Origin of the sequence: Shewanella halifaxensis HAW-EB4 (assembly GCF_000019185.1) — a bacterium.
GTDB classification, from domain to species: Bacteria; Pseudomonadota; Gammaproteobacteria; order Enterobacterales; family Shewanellaceae; genus Shewanella; species Shewanella halifaxensis.
On the sequence record NC_010334.1, the window covers coordinates 4475935 to 4496071 of the forward strand.

Sequence of the window (20137 nt, forward strand, 5' to 3'; positions counted from 1 at the left end):
TCCTCTAAATTAATGCAGTATTACTGATGTAAATCAGTGTACGGCAGTAGAGAAAGATAACGAGCACGCTTGATAGCGCGAGCTAGTTGACGTTGATATTTAGCGTTTGTACCAGTGATACGACTAGGAACAATTTTACCACTTTCAGTGATGTAGTTCTTCAAAGTTACGATATCTTTGTAATCGATCTCGGTAACGCCTTCTGCAGTGAAACGGCAGAACTTGCGACGACGGAAATAACGTGCCATGTGACAGTCTCCTAAGTTTTCAATTCGACATTTTCAGCGTGTAAAACCAAGCGATTTTGACCATTTCTGCTCTGTTGCAGATTAATGAAGCCTTCGACTTGTATTTCAACGCCGGCTTTCAGATTTTTTGAAACACTATTAAAGTGTTCACCACTTAACACAACTTGGATTTGGCAATAAACGTTGCGTAACATTCCTGCTTCGTAACGCTGCGATTTGTGTTCTAACATCACTACCGTATGGGCAATGCCTGCTGGACTATCAAATTGCCTAGAACGCGTAATGGTTCCTGCTAATACCAAATTGTTTGTGGTCACAAAAAAACTTACTCAGCAGTGTTTTCAGCGCTTTCTTCAACTTCTTCAGCAGCTTCTGCACGAGGTGCACGCTCTTCAGATGAACGACGTGTATCGCGCTCGTCTTTAGCTTTAGCCATTGGAGATGCTTCAGTGATGGCAGCTTTAGTACGCATAACCATGCTACGCAAAACAGCGTCGTTGAAACGGAAAGCTGTTTCAAGTTCTTCAACCGCTTCAGCAGTAGTCTCTACGTTCAAAAGAACATAGTGAGCTTTATGCAACTCGATGATTGGGTAAGCCAATTGACGACGGCCCCAGTCTTCTAAACGGTGAATTTGACCGCCAGCTTGGGTAAGAATACCCGTGTAACGTTCGATCATACCTGGCACTTGCTCACTCTGATCAGGGTGAACTAAAAATACGATTTCATAATGACGCATTTTTTTGCTCCTTACGGTTATCTAGCCTCGTTGTTGGCTCAGTCAGACCTAATAGAGGCAAGGAACTAATTAAAGTGACTGAATTAAGCCGCGGAATAGTACATAAACTCAAGCAATAATTCAAGCAATTATTAATCAGCCTAGTAATGGCGCTCCATGATGCAAAAAATTCGCGTGGAACAACACGCCAGCCTCACATGTGGGCGTGGATCCCAATAAGCTCTATATAAGCTGAAAAGCTAAAGTAATCTAGTTTGCGTGAAGACTGATTCTAGGTATTATGTCGCTACGACAAAATAACCCTCTAAAGACAACACCAAGAATAAGAATAATGCTAAAAACTCTCTTTGTTGTAATCGCTCTAATGTTCTCACAAGCGGCCTTCGCCTTAGTGCCACCGGACTACCAAGAGCCTCCTAGCGATCTGACTGCGGAAATTGAAGCGGGTTTCCAGCTCAATACTGGTAATACCGAATCCAGTAGCTTTAACGGCAGAACCAAATTGGTTTACGATACTAACCAGACGCGGCAAGAGGGAACGGTTAAAGCGTACTTTGCTGCAGACAACGAAAAAACAACTGCAGAAAAATATGACCTTCAAGTGCAGTCAAACTATAAAGTTAATGGCGGTTATTTTTTTGGGCGTGGCGATTTTACCTGGGATCAATTTGGTAGTTACACCCGCATAGCAACCATTTCTGGCGGTTATGGTTTCGATGCGGTTAGCACCTCGAAAACCAAACTGAGCTTAGAAGTCGGTCCCGGTTATCGTTATAATCTACCTATTGCCACAGACGATGCACCAATTCCAAAATCCAGTAAAGATGTCATCTTACGTACAGCTGCAAAGTTTGAGATGAAGCTACAAGAATATACTAGCCTCAATGCCGACCTTACCGCCGAAACTGGTGAGGACAATAATACACTGACCTTGGATATGAGTTACAAGAACACCCTATTTCAAGATTGGGCATTTAAGATTGGAATGAACGTAAAATACACTCAAGTGGTACCAGAAGGTTCAAAACAGACGGACACTATCACCACCTTTAATCTACTCTATACCTTCCAGTAGAGTGTAAAAGGTTAGAACTTAGAGGCTCACAAGCTCATGAATAGTGCGCTGCAAGCTAGCGCTAGATTCTATAGAAAGTAACTAATATTAAACTATAGCAACTATTAAACTATAGCTACAAAAATGCCGATAAGGTTAAACCCTATCGGCATTTTAAAGTTAATGCCAACTCCGAAATCAAGTGCAAAACTCAAGTCCGAAGCGCATCCCTCTCATTCATTACGCTAGGCGCTGGCGCACCGCTTCAAACAAGCAAACGCCAGTCGCAACTGAAACGTTTAAGCTCGACACGCTACCCGCCATAGGAATCGATACCAAAGTATCACAGCTTTCACGCGATAAGCGGCGAAGACCTTTGCCTTCTGCGCCCATTGCGATAGCAAGAGGACCCGTTAGACTCGCTTGATAAAGCTCACAATCTGCTTCACCGGCTGCGCCAATAATCCAAATGCCCTTCTCTTGCAGGCTACGCATAGTACGTGCAAGGTTAGTCACTTGATAAAGCGGTACCACTTCTGCTGCGCCGCAAGCCACTTTGCTCACGACTGGTGTTAAGCCAACAGAGTTATCTTTAGGAACAATCACACCATGTACGCCAGCTGCATCGGCATTACGTAAACATGCCCCTAGGTTATGCGGGTCGGTAACACCATCTAAGATTAGCAAGAAAGGCACTTCAGTCTTTTCTAGCATTGCAGACAATTCATTATCACTAAGAATTTTCGCAGGCTTAACCTTGGCAACGACACCTTGGTGTTGACCGCCGTCAGACTTTTCGTCTAACGCCTTGCGAGAAGCATACTGCACTGACACGCCCCACTCAGCTGCCATTGCAAGAATTGGAGTGAGCCTCGCGTCATCACGACCTTGAAGCACCCACATCTCAATGACACGCTCAGGACTGTTTTTAAGTACGGCTTCAACCGCGTGTAACCCAAAGGTCATATCTTGCTTTTTCATCTATTTCTTACTCGCTTTACGCTTGGCTGACTTAGCTTTACTTGCTGAAGATTTTTTTGCCGAAGCTTTTGTCTTAGTCTTTTTAGCTGCAGCGCTGCTGCCGCTCTTATATTTACCGCCGCTCGACTTAGCACCTGAACGACTCGGCTTACGTTTTGTCTCAGACTTAGACTCAGAGTCACCCTCTGCGCCTTTACCTCTAGAAGACTCACGCTTAGCCCCAAGCTTTGCACCTTCGCGATTCACTCGCTCACGCGCGGTTAACGGCTTAGTTGGTCTACGACGTTTACCACCTGCAGAGTCGCCTTCCATCATCAAGTCAATTTGACGGTCATCGAGGTTCACGCCAGCAACTTTAACCGTTACCGTATCACCAATCTGATAAACCTGACCCGAGGCCTCGCCCACTAAACGCTGGCGCATATTATCATATTGGTAATAATCACTGCCTAGGCTTGAGATATGCACTAGACCATCGATAAACAGGTCATTTAAGCGCACGAACATGCCAAAATGTGTCACAGAGGCAATAACCGCCTCAAAAGTATCACCAACGTGATCTTGCATAAACTCGCATTTAAGCCAGTCATTCACATCACGGGTCGCTTCATCAGCTCGGCGCTCAGTAGTCGAACACTCTTCACCAAGCTGATCTAGCTCTTCAATCTTGTAGTGGTAACCACCATCGGCAGTCCACTGGTCGGTTAATGCTGTATTTTCTTGCTTAGCAAGTAGGTAACGGATCACTCGGTGCAAGATCAAATCTGGGTAACGACGGATTGGCGACGTGAAGTGCGAATACTCCTCAAGCGCCAAACCAAAGTGACCTTCATTATCTGGTGTATAAGTCGCTTGGCGCATTGAGCGCAGCAACATCACCTGAATCAGCTCAGCATCGGGTCTATCAGCAACCTGCTCCATTACCGCTTGGTAATCTTTAGGCTCAGGCTCTAAACCACCTTCCATCGTCAAGCCACGTTCTTTAAGGAAATCTTTAAAGTTGGTTAGCTTCTGCTCTGACGGTGACTCATGCACACGGTATAACACTTCACCTTTGTGCTTTTTAACAAATTTAGCTGACGCAACGTTAGCTAAGATCATGCATTCTTCGATAATTTTATGCGCTTGATTACGGCTGCGCGGCACAATCTTGTCGATCTTACGTTGCTCATTGAAGATAAACTGGGTTTCAGTGGTTTCAAAAGCAATTGCACCACGTTCGGCGCGAGTTTCATCTAATGTCAGGTACAGTGATTGTAATGTCTGCAGGTGCGGAAATATTGGCTTAAGCTCATCGCTTACCTCACCGCCCTCAAGCATATCGGCAACCTGGGTATAGGTTAAACGCGCATGAGAATGCATCACTGCCGGATAAAACTTATAGCCCGATAGCTTACCTGCTGCCGAGATAGTCATCTCAGCTACCATGCACAAACGATCGACTTTTGGCATCAATGAGCACAGACCATTAGAGATCTTCTCAGGCAGCATAGGGATAACTTGCGATGGGAAATACACCGAGTTACCACGTGCGCGCGCTTCTTTATCCAGTGCCGACTCTGTACGAACGTAATGACTTACGTCTGCAATCGCCACCCACAGGCGCCAGCCGCCAGACTTTTTCTTCTCAGCGTAAACGGCATCGTCAAAGTCACGCGCATCTTCACCATCGATAGTGACCAGCGGCAACTGACGTAGATCGACGCGGCCCTCTTTATCGGCCTCGGTCACTTCATCAGGAATTTTACGCAGCTTCTTCTCTATCAAGCCTGACCAAGTGTGCGGCAGATCGTAATTGCGCAGTGCAATCTCAATCTCCATACCCGGAGCCATCTCTTTACCGAGCACCTCCGTCACTTTACCAGCCGCTTTAACATAACGGCCCGGTCGACGAGTCAGCTCAAGCACCACGATATCGCCTTGGCGCGCGCCCTTGCGATCTTCTTCCGGAACTAAAATCTCTTGCGTGATGCGGCGGTCATCGGCAATCACAAAGCCCATGCCAGCATCTAGATGAAAGCGACCAACTAATGCGGCGTTACGCTCTTCTACCAAACGTACAATACGCGCTTCACGGCGACCCTTACGATCGACGCCCGCTTTTTGTGCAAGGACCCTGTCACCGTGGAAATACATCAGCATGTCACGGTTGTTGATATAAAGGTCGTCCCCTCCCTCTTCTAGCTTTAGAAATCCAAAGCCATCTCGGTGACCAATCACAGTACCAGTTAACAGGTCCATTCTCTCTGGCAAGCCATATGACTGGCCACGGGTAAAGACTAACTCACCATCACGCTCCATCGCACGCAGGCGACGACGAATAGCTTCTAGTTGCTCTTCACCTTCAATTTTTAAAGCAGTAGCAATATGCTCTCGGGTTAACGGGGACTTTTGTGAGCGCAAGTAATCTAAAATATACTCGCGACTTGGAATAGGGTTTTCGTATTTTTCTTGCTCACGCTTAATATGCGGATCTTGTATCATTCACTTTCCAAATTAGTGACATGGCCATCTCTAGACCATGCTTATTGTTGCGTTCTAAGGTGCTCTTTCTTTGCCCTAGCGACTGCGCTGGGCGGCATCTTTGCCTCTAACACCTTTAACAAATTAATTGCTTCGGCTTGTGTGGCTTCATCGCTAAACACTTCATTGTATAACCAATGAAAGCCCACTTCGTAATCACGAGGACTACCATAGCCCTCACCAAATAACCGAACCAACATCATCCGCGCAGGCAAATCGCCCGTCGCGGCAGCTGGCAATGTATATTGCACAGCGCGTTGTTTATCTTCGATGACAAACTTACCATCGTGATAATACTCAGCCATTCTAACCATGGCTTCAGCACTCCCCTGCTCGGCAGAGGTTTTTAACATAGAGATCCCACGCGGCGGATTGGCCTTTACGCAGATCCCATAGTTGAGCATTTCCGCCCAAAGATACTGATACAAAGGCTGGTTTAGTACCTCAGCCCTTGCTTCAATATCCTGCACTATCTGACAATCATCGCCCTTAACTTGGGTTAAATAGCGTTTAGTTCGAATCAGATCTACCAGTTGCTCCTGAGTATAAATATCAACAGCCTTAGGAGTCGCAAAACTTGGTAGAGATAATATCGACAAAATTACAATCAATACATAACGCAGCATAAGGATTCTCAATGACAATAGGGTTAGTCTAATATCGCTTTATCAAGTAACCGACAGTATAGGCTAACTTGAATATACTCTATTTTATGTCATCGGCAGTATAACGTATTTCTTGAGCTAGCCTCTCATTTATAGACAAGGCAATAAAAAGGCCGCTAATTGCGGCCTCTTATTATTAACTAAACGGATTCACTAGAATCATGGTCTCGTTTCTATCCGGACCCGTTGAGATAATATCGATTGGCGTTTCTAACAACTCTTCAAGACGCTTAATGTAATTCAATGCCGCTTGTGGCAATTGCTCTACAGAAGTCGCACCGAAAGTTGTCTCGCTCCAACCAGGCATAGTTTCAAGAACAGGTGTTACCTTCTCATAACCTTCAGCCGCTAGAGGAGTCGTTGTTGCTACAGTGCCATCTGGATACTGGTAGCCAACACAGATCTTAACTTCTTCTAGGCCGTCTAGAACGTCTAGTTTAGTTAAGCAGAAACCGCTAACACTGTTGATTTGAACTGCGCGCTTCATTGCGACAACGTCTAACCAACCTGGACGACGTTTACGACCAGTAGTCGCACCGAATTCGTGACCCTTAGTACCTAAGTAGTCGCCGATTTCATTTTTCAATTCAGTTGGGAAAGGACCTGCACCAACACGAGTGGTGTATGCCTTCATGATACCCAGAACGTAATCTAGATGACGTGGACCAAATCCTGAACCTGTTGCAACACCACCGGCAGTAGTATTAGAAGAGGTTACGAACGGATAAGTACCGTGGTCAATATCTAGTAACGTGCCTTGAGCACCTTCAAATAGAATTGGTTCGCCAGCTTTACGTGCCTGATCAAGTAACTCTGACACGTCTGTGCACATGCTCTTCAAGTAATCAGCAATTGCTAGAGCATCTTTCAATGTCTCTTCGTAATCAACAGCTTCGCACTTGTAGTATTCTGTCAGCATGAAGTTATGGTAAGCCATCACTTCTTTTAGCTTAGTAGCAAACAATTCTGCATCAAACAGATCGCCTACACGTAAACCACGACGAGACACTTTATCTTCGTATGCTGGACCAATACCGCGACCCGTTGTGCCAATTGCATTATTGCCACGCGCTTTTTCGCGAGCCACATCAAGAGCACAATGGAATGGTAAGATCAGAGGACATGCTTCAGAAATTAGTAAACGTTCCTCTACAGGTACGCCACGCTCTTTAAGCATGTTAATTTCTGTCATCAGAGCGTCGGGTGCAAGCACCACGCCGTTACCAATAATGCACTTAACATTATCGCGTAAGATCCCTGATGGAATAAGATGAAGAACGGTTTTATCGCCATCGATTACTAGAGTATGACCCGCATTGTGGCCACCTTGGTAACGAACGACATATTTAGCCTGTTCGGTAAGAAGATCGACTATCTTACCCTTTCCTTCGTCACCCCATTGGGTGCCGAGAACTACAACGTTTTTGCCCATTATTTGCTGCACGGTAGTGGTTAAAACGGGATTTTAGCAGATCTATAGGGGCTATAGGCAAGTAATTTATGAAAAAATAATCAACAACACCACACCAACTGTGACTAAAGAACCACCTAACCGCTGCAAAAGCTGCTGATTTTGATTGGAAATTTCCTTTAAATAAGCCCGCCAACGATTTGGAAACAAAAGTGGCCCAATTCCTTCAATAATTAACACTAGACCCAACGAAAGCATGATTAGCTCAAAAGACATAACAAAGTGTTCCTTAGGGTGAACAATCCAGCGAATAAAACCTAAACAAAGCACTAAAGCTAATCAAAAACGCTCTGAGGACAAGCTATCAAACTAATACTCATCACATTAAATATGTGATGAGTATAACCTCTAAAGTGCCTTAGAAAGGCTATGACTTAACGTGTTTTAACCTAGATATTAATTTATAAAAAATGAAGAGGCAAAATTGGCGCATGGACAACAGAGTGGTTATTCCCGTTTGAGTCAATGCAAAGCAGAAGTGAAATGCTTGAGGCTGGGCTTCAAATCTGTGAATGAACAGATTCTTAATGCTATTGATATAAATTTCAGGCAATAAAAAGCCCAGCATATAGCTGGGCTTTTTGAATTCTGAAAGCGAAAATTAACGCTTAGAGAACTGTGGCTTACGACGTGCTTTACGTAGACCAACTTTCTTACGCTCAACTTTACGAGCATCACGGGTAACGAAACCAGCAGCACGTAGAGAAGGACGTAGAGACTCGTCAAGTTCCATCAACGCACGGGTAATACCGTGACGGATTGCACCTGCTTGGCCAGTGTTACCACCACCCTTTACAGTTACCATGATGTCTAACTTGTCAGTCATTTCAACTAGCTCTAGAGGCTGACGAACAACCATACGAGAAGTTTCACGACCGAAGTATTCGTCTAGAGGTAGCTTGTTAACGATAATGTTACCAGTACCTACTTTAGCGAATACGCGAGCAGTAGATGTTTTGCGACGGCCAGTGCCGTAGTATTGAGTTGCAGCCATTGCTATAATCCCGTTTAGATATCAAGAACTTGAGGTTGTTGTGCAGCGTGGTTATGCTCTGTACCAGCGTAAACTTTAAGCTTACGGAACATGGCACGGCCCAATGGACCTTTAGGTAGCATACCCTTAACAGCCTTTTCGATAATCATTTCAGGCTTATGAGCTTGTAGCTTCTCAAAAGTGATCTGCTTAATGCCACCGATGAAACCTGAATGTGAGTAGTAAACTTTGCCTTTGGCTTTGTTACCAGTCACAGCAACTTTATCAGCGTTAATAACGATGATGTAGTCACCAGTATCTACATGAGGCGTATACTCTGGCTTGTGCTTACCGCGTAGGCGTGAAGCGATTTCAGTAGAGATACGACCCAAAGTTTTACCTTCGGCGTCAACGACGAACCAATCACGAGTGACTGTTTCTGGTGTAGCAGTAAAAGTAGTCTTCATTTACAAAAACCCAATGTTAAAATTCTGTCTCACATGCTTATGCCATCATTGGCAAAAACACAAAAAATGCCATTCCCCGCCCCTTCGAGCAAAGAATTAGGCTTTACAACTTCCACCTAATTGGTGGATAACGAGGGCAGGTTGCGGATTATAGACAAAGCTGAGTTAAAAATCACCTATTTTTTTAGTCTAATTCTATGGAATATGTTCCAAAGACAGATAATCATGAGATTGCATCTCCGTTAGCCTTGAACGACAGCGCTTGAACTCAAAGCTCAACAGCCCCTCGGTATAAATATCTTCTAGTGCTACCGCCGATGAGATAATCAATTTAACATTACGCTCATAAAACTCATCCACCATAGCTAAGAAGCGACGCGCAATATCATCACCCGTTAAGTGCTCGCCCATCTGCTCAACATTGCTGAGTAGTACTGTATGGTAAAGTCTAGCAACTTCCATGTAATCACGTTGACTTCTTGGGCCATCGCACAAGGCTCTAAAGTCGATGAGCAAAACGCCTTGAGCCTGTTGACGGATCTCAATAACACGACCATCTATTGCTAGGCCTTGAGTCGACACTTCTGATTCTGGTGCTAACTTATCAAAGTATTCTTTTAGATTTTGCTCTGCTTTCACATCGAGTGGCGAATGGAAAATTTCAGCTTGTTCTAAGGTTCTTAAGCGGTAATCGACACCTGAATCAACATTTAAGACATCACAGTGTTTATTGATTGCCGCTATCGCAGGCAGGAATCGCGCACGCTGCAAACCATTACGATAAAGCTCATCAGGAATAATATTTGAGGTTGCAACGAGTGCAACGCCTTCGGCAAAAAGTGACTCGAACAGGGTGCCCAGCAGCATAGCATCGGTGATATCGGAAACAAAAAACTCGTCAAAGCAGATAACTTGATATTGCGCTGCCATTTTCTTGGCAATGATGACCAGTGGATCTCGCTGCCCCTGAAGCTCCGCTAAGTCGATATGCAGCTGATGCATAAAGCGGTGAAAATGCGCCCGCAGCTTTCTCTTACTCGGCAGCGCATCAAAAAACGTGTCCATTAGATAAGTTTTTCCACGACCAACGCCTCCCCAAAGATAGAGACCTTGCACTGATTGCTTAGGCTTCTTACTAAATATAGAAAACAGTTTGCTGCTCTTGCCTTGATTATCATTTAAAGCAATTAGCTCATCATAAACACGCTGTAACTGTTTTACAGCTTGCTCTTGCGCTGCGTCAGGTGAAAAATCATCTCGAGTTAAATCTTGCTGATAATGCTGCCAGGGAGTTAATTGCGACACGTAAATCACTCTCTACTTGTAGGGTATACACACAAATCAGCTCAATATGAGCCGTTTGACGAATTATTTTTTAGTTAATGCTTTATTTAGTAAATACTACCACGCTACCAAGCCCCGATGTATCTTTGGCTCAGCCTCATAAATTATTCAATATTTGTAGCAGATACACAAACCTGCTTAACTCAGCTAAATATTGAGCCGTTAAACGATTTATTTTTAGTGAATTTTTAAGTAAATAGTACCACGCTACAAAGGCGCAATGTATATTTGGCGCTATCAGCAACATATAAGTATATTTAGGAGTCTATATGGAGTGGGCATTAACCCTTGCCGCATTTGTGATTGGTGGCGTATTTGGCTACGTGGGCCATACTTTATTAGCCAAAAACAATCGGCATAAAAACAATAATGAGCAGCTAGAGCAAACTCAACTTGAGCTCAGCCAGTATAAGCAAGAGGTGTCAGATCACTTCGACGACCATTATAAGCAACTAGCAGAGCTAACAGCGCAGTTAAACAGGGTCAATCAGCAGTGGAACGCATCAGCAAATTCATTTACTTATCCGGTAACAGAAAAACAGCTACCAGAATTGAAGGTCCAGGCCTCAGAAAAGCCAGATGAAATAGCTGAAGAGCTCAAGGAGCAACAGCCGATCCCCACTTAATGAAAAGAGGATAAATTAACCTTTATTAATAATTGATGAACTTTTTGATACTCACTTGAGTCCGAATCAATAATGAATGAAATCGCTTACTTATGATGGATGCCTAGCGCAGCAGCCCCGATATAAGAAGACATTCAAATTAGTTTTGAAGAATTGGAGCATTATATAAATGAAGACAAAATTATCCATACTTTCAGCAGCCATACTAGGCGCAACGCTAACTTTAGCCCCTGCAGTATCACAAGCTGCGATTCCTTTGGCCGTAGGCGGACAAGAGCTGCCCAGCTTAGCTCCTATGCTACAAAAGACGACTCCTGCAGTTGTTGCCGTAGCAGTTTCTGGTACCCATGTTTCTAAACAGAAGGTACCTGATGCTTTCCGCTATTTCTTTGGACCTAATGCTCCGCGCGAACAAGTTCAAGAACGTCCATTTAAAGGGCTAGGTTCAGGAGTCATCATCGACGCCAAAGAAGGTTATATTGTCACTAACAATCACGTGATTGAAGGCGCAGATGAAATTCTTATTGGCTTACACGATGGCCGAGAGGTCGAAGCGAAACTGATTGGTACCGATGCCGAATCAGATATTGCTTTATTGCAGATAAAAGCCAAAAACCTAACGGCACTTAAGCGCGCCGATTCCGACGAGCTACAAGTCGGTGATTTTGCCGTCGCCATTGGTAATCCATTTGGTCTAGGTCAAACCGTCACCTCAGGTATAGTCAGTGCCATGGGACGCAGCGGTCTTGGCATCGAGATGTTAGAAAACTTTATTCAAACCGATGCTGCGATTAACAGCGGTAACTCAGGTGGCGCACTAGTCAACCTCAACGGCGAGCTTATCGGCATTAATACCGCGATTGTTGCACCAGGTGGCGGCAACGTCGGGATCGGCTTTGCTATTCCAGCCAATATGGTGAATAACTTAGTTCAGCAGATTGTCGAGCATGGTGAAGTGCGCCGCGGAGTACTCGGTGTCATGGGGCAAGATCTCACTAACGAACTAGCTAAAGGCTTCGGCATCGAAACTCAGCATGGTGGTTTTATTAATGAAGTCATGCCTGACAGCGCAGCAGATAAAGCGGGGATAAAGGTCGGTGATATTATCGTTAGTGTTAATGGCCGTAGCATTAAAAGCTTCCAAGAATTACGTGCAAAAGTCGCAACAATGGGCGCAGGCTCTAAAGTTGAGTTTGGCCTTATTCGTGATGGAGACGAAGAAACTGTAACCGCGACTCTTGGTGAATCCACTCAATCTGCCGAGGCTGCAGCTGGAGCCGTGCATCCAATGCTGCAAGGAGCGAAACTTGAGACAAGCGACTCTTCCGGTGTTGAAATTACCGATGTCGCTCAAGGCTCACCCGCGGCGGCAAGTGGTTTAATCAAGGGTGATGTGATTGTTGGCGTCAACCGGACTAAGGTTAACAACCTAAAAGCACTCAAGTCCGCACTCGAAGATCAAAAAGGTTCGGTAGCGCTCAAGATTAAGCGTGATAACACAAGTCTTTATTTAATTCTGAGATAACAGTACCTTGAGATAACGATAACCAAATACTAAGTTGGTAGCCGAGTCATATAGTGCTTGGCTATCTTTTTGGAATTTAAAACGCATTACCATGATTAAGTACAAGCCAGTACAATCATGCTAATATAATTCATCTTTTCAGCATTTATTCTCAGACATGATCATTAAAGACACTCTTATATATGTCGGTAAAGCCATTTTTTTTGGCCTTATCATGGCTGCAGTTATTATTTTGGTTTTGCCACTCATTACAGGCCAGAGCTTAACCAATGGCATCACCAGCAGTGTTTCGACAAGCAGCAACGAGCTCTCTTTCTCGAAAGCAGTACGCAGAGCAGCACCTGCTGTCGTCAATATTTATAGCCTGAGCATAGACCAATCTAAACCCTTAAATCCCGGCTCTCTTCAAGGCCTTGGTTCTGGCGTGATAATGAGTTCAGAGGGCTACATACTCACCAACTACCACGTCATCAAGAAAGCCGATGAAATCGTCGTTGCTTTGCAAGATGGTCGAAAGTTCACCTCTGAAGTGGTTGGTTCCGATCCTGAAACCGATTTAGCCGTACTCAAAGTTGAAGGTGACAATCTTCCTGTTGTGCCTGTCAGTTTAGATATACCTGCACGTGTAGGTGATGTCGTTCTGGCAATTGGTAATCCATACAATCTAGGGCAAACGATTACTCAGGGGATCATTAGCGCAACTGGACGTAACGGTTTAAGTTCTGGCTATCTAGATTTCTTGCAAACGGATGCCGCGATTAATGCCGGCAACTCTGGTGGCGCATTGATTGATACCACTGGCCAGCTTATTGGTATCAATACCGCAGCCTTTCAAGTTGGTGGCGAAGGTGGTGGGCACGGTATTAACTTTGCTATTCCAATTAAGCTAGCCCATAGCATTATGGGGAAACTAATAAAGAATGGCCGAGTCATTCGTGGTGCCCTTGGTATTGGCGGTGAGGCCGTAGGCCCTGTTATGGCACAAATCTTAAACTTACCGGATCTAACGGGTGTAGTCATTACTGGTATTGACCGTAATGGTCCAGCAGCACAGGCTAAACTTCAACCCCGAGATGTGATCACTAAGTATGAAGGGGAATCGATTCCTGGTGTAGAGATGCTAATGGATCGAATTGCCGAAACCACGCCAGGAAAGAAGGTAATGATGACGGTTATTCGTGATGGTAAATCCTTTGAAGTGCCTGTAGTTATTGCCGAGAAGCCGGTTCATTATAATTAGGTTTTAGGAAAAGCTGAGACGAAAAAGACGATACAAGCTAAGACGGTAAAAGACGGAAAAGCAAAGGCTGAAAGATAAGAGCTGAGCACCACTTTTGATTATATCGCAGGACGCAGTCCGCTCTAGCCTCAAAGCTTTCTCGGTTATAGGCCTAAATGTTAGTTGGCGCTAGCAAAACATAAAACGCGAAGAGGCAAAACAGTATCAGCTGTTTTGCCCTTTTCATTTAATGCTTGTTCTCTCAACTAGAGCGACTTTTCTAGCACCAGCCTTGCTGTACCGTCTTAGCTGTACCGTCTTAGCTTTTCCTGCTTTCCCTAGCTCCTAGGACCTTTTTTAACCTTCCCTAGGACCTGCTATTTTGCTTGATTAGGCCAACCCAAAAGGCGAGTTCAAGTAATACTCCAAGTACCAGCAGCCCTGTAGCTCCTTTTGCCATTCCCGCCAAATAACACGCTATCGCCGCGCTGATTAATCCAACTAAAATAGTGACTCTCATCCATAATGTCATAAAACTCTCCCTTACTGGTTTAGCCTGACCTTAACAAACGGTTCATCATCACACAGCTATTTCAGATTAAACTTTATTCACTCTCGCAGTAAGTAACTCAGTACTTTACCCATAAAAAACCGCGCTAACGGAAACTTAGCGCGGCTTGTCGGGAGGGACTAGTTAAATATAAGCATATTTCTTACTTATGCATTTTTCCACCAGGCAGCTTCTCTACATAGCCAGCGGAATCCGCATGACACTCGCCACAGGAGTACTGCGCAGTAGCCCAAGGCATCTGGAACTTACCATCGTCAGTGAACTGCTTAGCCGCTGGGTCTAAGTCGATAGTGAATAGATGAGACTTCACATCACCGAAGGCTGTTGTACCGTCTTTTCCTAGATGAGTCACTGCGCTCTTGGCAAGCTTTGGCATATGACAATCTGTACATTCAGCGACAAACTCATGTAATCCAACTGTGAACTCTTTCTTGTAATCACCAGTATGGCATGAAGTACACTCTTTCACTGCTCCTGCATGCAGGCCGTCGCTACTATCTTGATTCACCGTTGACTTGTGAGAGTCATGACAAGTTGTACAGCTCATGTTCTTTTTAGGACCGATCTCGTCACCCGCTTGATAGCTACCGTGAGCTTCTGGAACCACACCAAGAATTTCATCGGCAGTCTGGTGATGCTTAGATAGGCCGCCACTTGAGATAATGCGTCCACCCACTTGGCTACCATCAGGGAAGGCTGCGTTATAGGCGCTCACATACTTTGGATAATCCTTCTCTCCATCACGAGTATGACACTCAGCACAAGTCACCGCTTTACCAAACGCCATATCTTCGGCTAGGAAATCTTCAGTAGTACGAGCCATGGCTATTTTAGTAATATTAGCGCTACTTGGAGCCTTAATATGATCGCTACCGGCGCCATGACAGGCTTCACACTGGATGCCTTGCTCGGCAAAGGTACCGCCCATGCCAGGTAGATCATCTTGACGATCTAGGTTACGTGTATCGTCATCTTCGGTGGTGCGTTTCCAGCCTGTAGTATGGCAATTACCACACTTATACTGGTAATTAAAGTCACCCGTTTTGTAGTTCCCCATCACATCTGGATCAGTAAGGTGATTCTCAGGGATATTCAACTCACCGTCGCTATTGCGAATGTTATATTGCACATTGGTACCTGTGACAATATAGCCATCGGCATCTAACCAGCGCATCTTCCAGTGGTAGCCACCAACAACATAAGTGACATCGCTATAACTCGTTGGTGCGCCAAGATCGTTGTTTGTCGTACCATCTTCATCGGGTCCGGCAAACTGCAGTAGATCAATGGCCCCAGTAATAGTTGATTCAGGGGTATAGGGGAAAGTGGGTTGCTCTCCGTTAGCAATTTTCTGGATCTTAAAGTTATGGCCAGTCTTAGCAAATGTCTTGTGTTGCTCACTATGACAACCCGCACACGCGGCGCTGCCAACATAAGTTAGTGGCTCTGGCACTGGCTGTGCCTCAACGGTCACAGTCACGACAGCTGATGCCTCATCGGTGCCATCGGTTATCGTATAGTTAAACTGCACCTCTCCAACCTCTGTGCCAGCAGTAAAGTCAACCTTACCCTCTTTGATCACGGCACTACCGGAGTCAACAGAAACGATAGTTAATGCATCACCATCGGCATCCGTATCATTGGCGAGCACATCAATTGTTACCACTTCTTGAGCTAAGACATTGGCAAAGTCAGCGACTGCCACAGGGGGAGTGTTTACTTCAGGTAAATTAGTATTGTCATCATTGTCGCTACCACAAGCGGCCAACATGGTTATCATGCTGGCAAGCAGTAGTTTTTTACATGGAATGTGTGCGTTCATAAGTTCATCCTCAACATTGCTATTCATATCGCCAACGTTGCAAGGAGTGGCGATTGATATGCCTCTATGGACATGTTTCAAGTATTGAAGAGTTACCACTAAAGAGATAGATAACTAGAATTCACGGCTACCGGAAAGTTGTGAACTATAGTTATCAACCATGAGCTAACGCACTGTTTAAATAGAATATTCAGTCTTGAGAAATGTTATGATTTGTTAACACATGTTGGCCTGTATTTGTCAAAATGTAGAGCTTGTTCTCATTTTGCATAACAAGGCCTGCCTTTTTTAACTGCCGCAGATGAAAATTAAACTTTGTATGATCCTCAATTTCAACTAAACGACATAAGTCCATAAACTTAACAGCCTTATGCGTTGCCAAAACTTTAAGGGATTTACGTCGATAAGGGTTAGCCAGTGCGCTGTAGACTAAATCGGGGTCGAGATCGACGCGACTCTTGAACAGCTGTTTTTCCGCGAGGCTACGCCTTATGGTGACGATGAGCTCGTTACTTTTAAAGGGCTTAGTCATCACGCTATCTGCGCCTTTTTTCATCGCATCGACAGCAGTATCGACGGTGGCATAGGCGGTAATAATTATAACGGCGATTAACGGCTGGTTTTGCCTCAGGTTCGAGATAGCTTCAACCCCTGTCATGCCCGCCATCAGTAGATCCATCAGTGCTATATCAAAATGCTGCTTCTCACTCACCCTTATTGCGGCTTCCGCGCTTTCAACAGCGGTGACACTAAAACCCTCAAGCTCTAGAATCTCAACCATATTTAGCCTAAGTTCAACGTCGTCTTCCGCCAATAGAATAGTGATCATCAATGCTGCTCCCGATAAAAAGTGAGTTCCACACGAGTGCCCTTCTCTTTACTACTCGTAATATGCATCTTGCCATTATGTAGTGTGACTATCTGTTCACAAATCGCCAAACCCAGCCCCGTACCTTGACCGACAGCCTTAGTCGAATAAAACAATTCTGTTGCGCGAGATAACTCTACTTGGCTCATACCACAACCAGAGTCCTCTATAGACACACTGACTTTATGCTCATCCTGAGTCGCACTCACGATAATCGAACTATTCGTCGGTGATGCATCAATAGCATTACACAGAAGATTGATGAACAACTCTTCTAGTTTGATTCTCTCGGCATATAAGACGATATTTTCACTGCAATCCAACTGAATATTATACTGCTTAGTGCGGTGTGACAGTAACTTCACACCGGAGTCTAAAACCTCTCTCAGAGCAACAAAACAGCGCTTACCCGAAGCGGGCCTTGCGTAACTGAGTAGCTCTTTACTAATCGATGATGCGCGTTCAATCCCCAAGCGAACGCGGCTTAGGTAGTTTGCTTCTGAATCCGACAGCTGAGGATGTTTTCGCTCCCACAGATCCAGCGCTAAAGTGGACGATGCTAGAGGGTTATTGATCTCATGAGCGACTCCCATTGCTAACTGGCCTATCGCCTTGTACTTATCTGCCTCGATAGCACGTTTCAGTTTAGCGGCAGTCTTTTGCTCCTTCTCTAGATCAAATACTTTAAGCGCCTTAAATAGAGCAACTAAAATGACTCCACCAGCCAATGTTCGATAGATTGGTACGCTATAGTGGTACTCTGTCGGCACTAGCCCAGAAAGCACGCCATAAACCATTAGACCGACACCGCTGAGAGCAAAGTAAAGTCCGTAGCTATGCTCTTCTTGGCGCAAGCTGTTGCCGTAGACCACCATTCCCACTCCAGCTAGCATCGCGCTGCCAAACCCTATCAATATCCGAGTGAACTGACTGGCCTCTTCGAAACCGGTTTGATTAACCGCGAGGTGATGAAGATCGGGGATCACTAGGTAGGCATAGCACAGTAACAGAGTGATAATTACACCGTGACCGATATGCGCTAGACGCTTATTGGTGATGGTTAAAATCTGCCAGGCAAATACCATTAAGGCGGCATAAGATAAAAATAACTTGGCTAAACAGAGCCACTGGGTCAGCAGGCGATATTGGGGGGTGATATGGTCTGTAAAAATGAGTACATATAGCTCAGACCACTCATGAAAAGCATGGGAGAAACCAAACACCGCGAGCGCCCAAAGCGTTGGGGCTACTTTTAATTGACTGTAGCGAAAATTTCGAAATACCACTACGCAGCCCATCGAAAAAAACACGAGGCCGTAAAAAAGGTAGATATTGAAAGTCACAAAAACAGGCATATCGCCAACATAACATCTGGCTCCGAGCTATGATTTGATCTGCTTCCTATTTTGTTAGGCTGTAACTTGCGCTAGCTCATAAAACAAAAAAGCCATTTAAGTTTAAAACTCAAATGGCTCTTCATTAAAACAGCTTAAACGTTACGACTTAACACGCTCGACGTGTCCGCCTAAGCCTTTAAACTTATCTTCAATATGCTCATAACCACGGTCTAAGTGATAGATACGATCAACAATCGTCGTTCCTTCAGCCACAAGACCTGCAATCACAAGGCTTGCTGACGCACGTAGATCCGTTGCCATCACCTGCGCACCGTTAAGCTTCTCGATGCCATGGATGATACAGGTATTACCTTCAAGCTCCATGGTTGCGCCCATGCGGCTAAGCTCAGGAACATGCATAAAGCGGTTTTCGAAAATGGTTTCGGTAATGGTTGCGGTGCCTTCGGCGAGTGCGTTAAGCACACAGAATTGCGCCTGCATATCGGTTGGGAAACCTGGGTAAGCTACAGTCTTGATGTTTACCGCTTTAGGACGTTTACCCTGCATATCAAGCTCAATCCAATCATCACCCGTTGTGATCGATGCGCCAGCGTCTTCAAGCTTAGCCAGCACAGACTCAAGGGTTTTAGGATCAGCCTTAGTGCAACGGATTTTACCGCGCGTCACAGCCGCAGCGACCAAGAAACTTCCGGTTTCGATGCGGTCAGGCATCACTTGGTAGTCACAGCCTTGCAGTGACTCCACGCCCTGAATACGCACGGTATCGGTACCCGCACCTTCAATCTTGGCACCCATTGCGATTAGGCAGTTAGCCAAATCTACGACCTCAGGCTCACGGGCAGCATTTTCGATAATGGTTTCACCATCGGCCAGTGCTGCAGCCATTAGCAAGTTCTCCGTCGCGCCAACGCTGATCATATCCATAAAGATATGCGCGCCTTTCAAACGACCGTCAACACGTGCTTTGATATAGCCTTCTTTAACCTCAATCTTGGCGCCCATCTGCTCAAGACCTTGCAAGTGCAAGTTAACAGGACGTGCACCAATGGCGCAGCCACCCGGCAGAGACACATCGGCAGTACCGTAGCGTGCAAGTAGAGGGCCTAGAATAAGAATCGATGCGCGCATGGTTTTTACCAACTCATACGGCGCACAAAATTCATTTAGATTGGTGGTAGAGATACACACTTTATCAGTGCCAGAACGGGTTACTTCAGCACCCAAGCAGCGCAGTAGCTCACAGCTGGTGTTCACATCTCTTAGGTTTGGTACGTTAGAAACATTGAAGTCAGTCTCGGCCAGCACGCCCGCCATTAAAATTGGCAAGGCAGCATTTTTAGCGCCAGAGATAACCACGTTTCCAGCAAGTGCACCACTTGCTTCAATTTTTAATTTATCCACTTTAACTCTCTAAATCCGCGATTACATATTAAAGACTTTTTCACGCTTCCATTGTGTTGGCGTGAATGCGTTAATCGTAATAGCGTGTAACTCACCGCTAGTAATGCGATCCATTAATGGGCCGTAAATTGTCTGTTGTTGCTTCACTCGTCCCATGCCGTCAAAGCACTCACCTACAGCAACAATCTTGTAGTGTGTCCCCTCTTGGGTCACTTTAACTTCCTCTAAAGAAAGCGCGTCTAAAAGGATGGTTTCAATTTCTTTGCATTCCATGGAACTATT

At 45.1% G+C, this 20137-nt stretch carries 21 protein-coding genes; 4 read left to right on the plus strand and 17 right to left on the minus strand.

The genetic code is table 11. The features are described 5' to 3' along the window. Positions 1-20 precede the first annotated feature (20 nt). Genes rpsR through rpsF form a run of 3 tightly spaced genes read right to left on the minus strand, consistent with a single transcriptional unit; the run spans position 21 to position 987 of the window. Positions 21-248 (minus strand): 30S ribosomal protein S18, encoded by a 228-nt coding sequence (gene rpsR, locus SHAL_RS19000; protein ID WP_005497284.1) that lies wholly within the window; start codon positions 246-248, stop codon positions 21-23. 11 nt (positions 249-259) lie between these two features. Then, positions 260-565, minus strand: a complete 306-nt coding sequence (priB, locus tag SHAL_RS19005; protein ID WP_012278733.1) for a primosomal replication protein N — start codon at positions 563-565, stop codon at positions 260-262. An 8-nt stretch (positions 566-573) separates the two neighbouring features. Then, entirely contained in the window at positions 574-987 is a 414-nt protein-coding gene (gene rpsF, locus SHAL_RS19010) for a 30S ribosomal protein S6 (RefSeq protein WP_012278734.1), read from the minus strand. Between the two features lie 331 nt (positions 988-1318). Here rpsF and SHAL_RS19015 point away from each other — a divergent pair, with 331 nt between their 5' ends. Beyond that, positions 1319-2062 carry a DUF481 domain-containing protein gene (locus SHAL_RS19015; RefSeq protein ID WP_041416119.1) on the plus strand — a complete coding sequence of 248 codons (744 nt, stop codon included), beginning with the start codon at positions 1319-1321 and terminating at the stop codon, positions 2060-2062. 219 nt (positions 2063-2281) lie between these two features. On the opposite strand, the gene rlmB is transcribed toward SHAL_RS19015, so the two are convergent. The 8 genes from rlmB to zapE form a co-directional block, all read right to left on the minus strand. Continuing rightward, on the minus strand, positions 2282-3022 hold the full coding sequence (gene rlmB / locus SHAL_RS19020) for a 23S rRNA (guanosine(2251)-2'-O)-methyltransferase RlmB (RefSeq protein WP_012278736.1): 741 nt from the start codon (positions 3020-3022) through the stop codon (positions 2282-2284). Then, a complete protein-coding gene (rnr, locus tag SHAL_RS19025; protein WP_012278737.1) occupies positions 3023-5506 on the minus strand; it encodes a ribonuclease R in 2484 nt (827 codons plus the stop codon). A 41-nt stretch (positions 5507-5547) separates the two neighbouring features. Next, positions 5548-6171 carry a tetratricopeptide repeat protein gene (locus SHAL_RS19030; protein ID WP_012278738.1) on the minus strand — a complete coding sequence of 208 codons (624 nt, stop codon included), beginning with the start codon at positions 6169-6171 and terminating at the stop codon, positions 5548-5550. Between the two features lie 175 nt (positions 6172-6346). Further along, positions 6347-7642 (minus strand): adenylosuccinate synthase, encoded by a 1296-nt coding sequence (locus SHAL_RS19035; protein ID WP_012278739.1) that lies wholly within the window; start codon positions 7640-7642, stop codon positions 6347-6349. A 66-nt stretch (positions 7643-7708) separates the two neighbouring features. After that, a complete protein-coding gene (locus SHAL_RS19040) occupies positions 7709-7897 on the minus strand; it encodes a DUF2065 domain-containing protein (protein WP_041416121.1) in 189 nt (62 codons plus the stop codon). Positions 7898-8282: 385 nt separating this feature from the next. After that, entirely contained in the window at positions 8283-8675 is a 393-nt protein-coding gene (gene rpsI / locus SHAL_RS19045) for a 30S ribosomal protein S9 (RefSeq protein ID WP_012278741.1), read from the minus strand. 14 nt (positions 8676-8689) lie between these two features. Next, the gene (gene rplM / locus SHAL_RS19050) at positions 8690-9121 is read right to left on the minus strand and encodes a 50S ribosomal protein L13 (RefSeq protein WP_012278742.1); all 432 of its coding nucleotides are present in this window, start codon (positions 9119-9121) and stop codon (positions 8690-8692) included. 195 nt (positions 9122-9316) lie between these two features. Then, the gene (gene zapE, locus SHAL_RS19055; protein WP_012278743.1) at positions 9317-10426 is read right to left on the minus strand and encodes a cell division protein ZapE; all 1110 of its coding nucleotides are present in this window, start codon (positions 10424-10426) and stop codon (positions 9317-9319) included. A gap of 308 nt (positions 10427-10734) precedes the next feature. Here zapE and SHAL_RS19060 point away from each other — a divergent pair, with 308 nt between their 5' ends. From SHAL_RS19060 to degS, 3 genes are all read left to right on the plus strand, one after another. Continuing rightward, positions 10735-11091, plus strand: a complete 357-nt coding sequence (locus SHAL_RS19060; protein WP_012278744.1) for a ZapG family protein — start codon at positions 10735-10737, stop codon at positions 11089-11091. Positions 11092-11260: 169 nt separating this feature from the next. Continuing rightward, positions 11261-12616, plus strand: coding sequence for a Do family serine endopeptidase DegQ (gene degQ / locus SHAL_RS19065; RefSeq protein WP_012278745.1), 1356 nt, complete (start codon positions 11261-11263; stop codon positions 12614-12616). Positions 12617-12773: 157 nt separating this feature from the next. Further along, positions 12774-13856 (plus strand): outer membrane-stress sensor serine endopeptidase DegS, encoded by a 1083-nt coding sequence (gene degS / locus SHAL_RS19070; protein WP_012278746.1) that lies wholly within the window; start codon positions 12774-12776, stop codon positions 13854-13856. A 346-nt stretch (positions 13857-14202) separates the two neighbouring features. Here the strand turns inward: degS and SHAL_RS23345 are convergent, their stop codons facing one another. From SHAL_RS23345 to SHAL_RS19095, 6 genes are all read right to left on the minus strand, one after another. Next, positions 14203-14367: a hypothetical protein gene (locus tag SHAL_RS23345; RefSeq protein ID WP_190273612.1), complete on the minus strand. Its 165-nt coding sequence runs from the start codon at positions 14365-14367 to the stop codon at positions 14203-14205. A gap of 181 nt (positions 14368-14548) precedes the next feature. Further along, positions 14549-16228, minus strand: a complete 1680-nt coding sequence (locus SHAL_RS19075) for an Ig-like domain-containing protein (RefSeq protein WP_012278747.1) — start codon at positions 16226-16228, stop codon at positions 14549-14551. Positions 16229-16418: 190 nt separating this feature from the next. Next, on the minus strand, positions 16419-17057 hold the full coding sequence (locus SHAL_RS19080) for a response regulator (RefSeq protein ID WP_012278748.1): 639 nt from the start codon (positions 17055-17057) through the stop codon (positions 16419-16421). Continuing rightward, a complete protein-coding gene (locus SHAL_RS19085) occupies positions 17057-18451 on the minus strand; it encodes a sensor histidine kinase (RefSeq protein ID WP_012278749.1) in 1395 nt (464 codons plus the stop codon). The genes SHAL_RS19080 and SHAL_RS19085 overlap by 1 nt, the downstream gene beginning before the upstream one ends. Positions 18452-18592: 141 nt before the next feature. Beyond that, complete coding sequence (gene murA, locus SHAL_RS19090; RefSeq protein WP_012278750.1) at positions 18593-19855, minus strand: UDP-N-acetylglucosamine 1-carboxyvinyltransferase; 1263 nt, start codon at positions 19853-19855, stop codon at positions 18593-18595. Positions 19856-19876: 21 nt separating this feature from the next. Continuing rightward, positions 19877-20128: a BolA family protein gene (locus SHAL_RS19095; RefSeq protein ID WP_012278751.1), complete on the minus strand. Its 252-nt coding sequence runs from the start codon at positions 20126-20128 to the stop codon at positions 19877-19879. Positions 20129-20137: the final 9 nt, after the last annotated feature.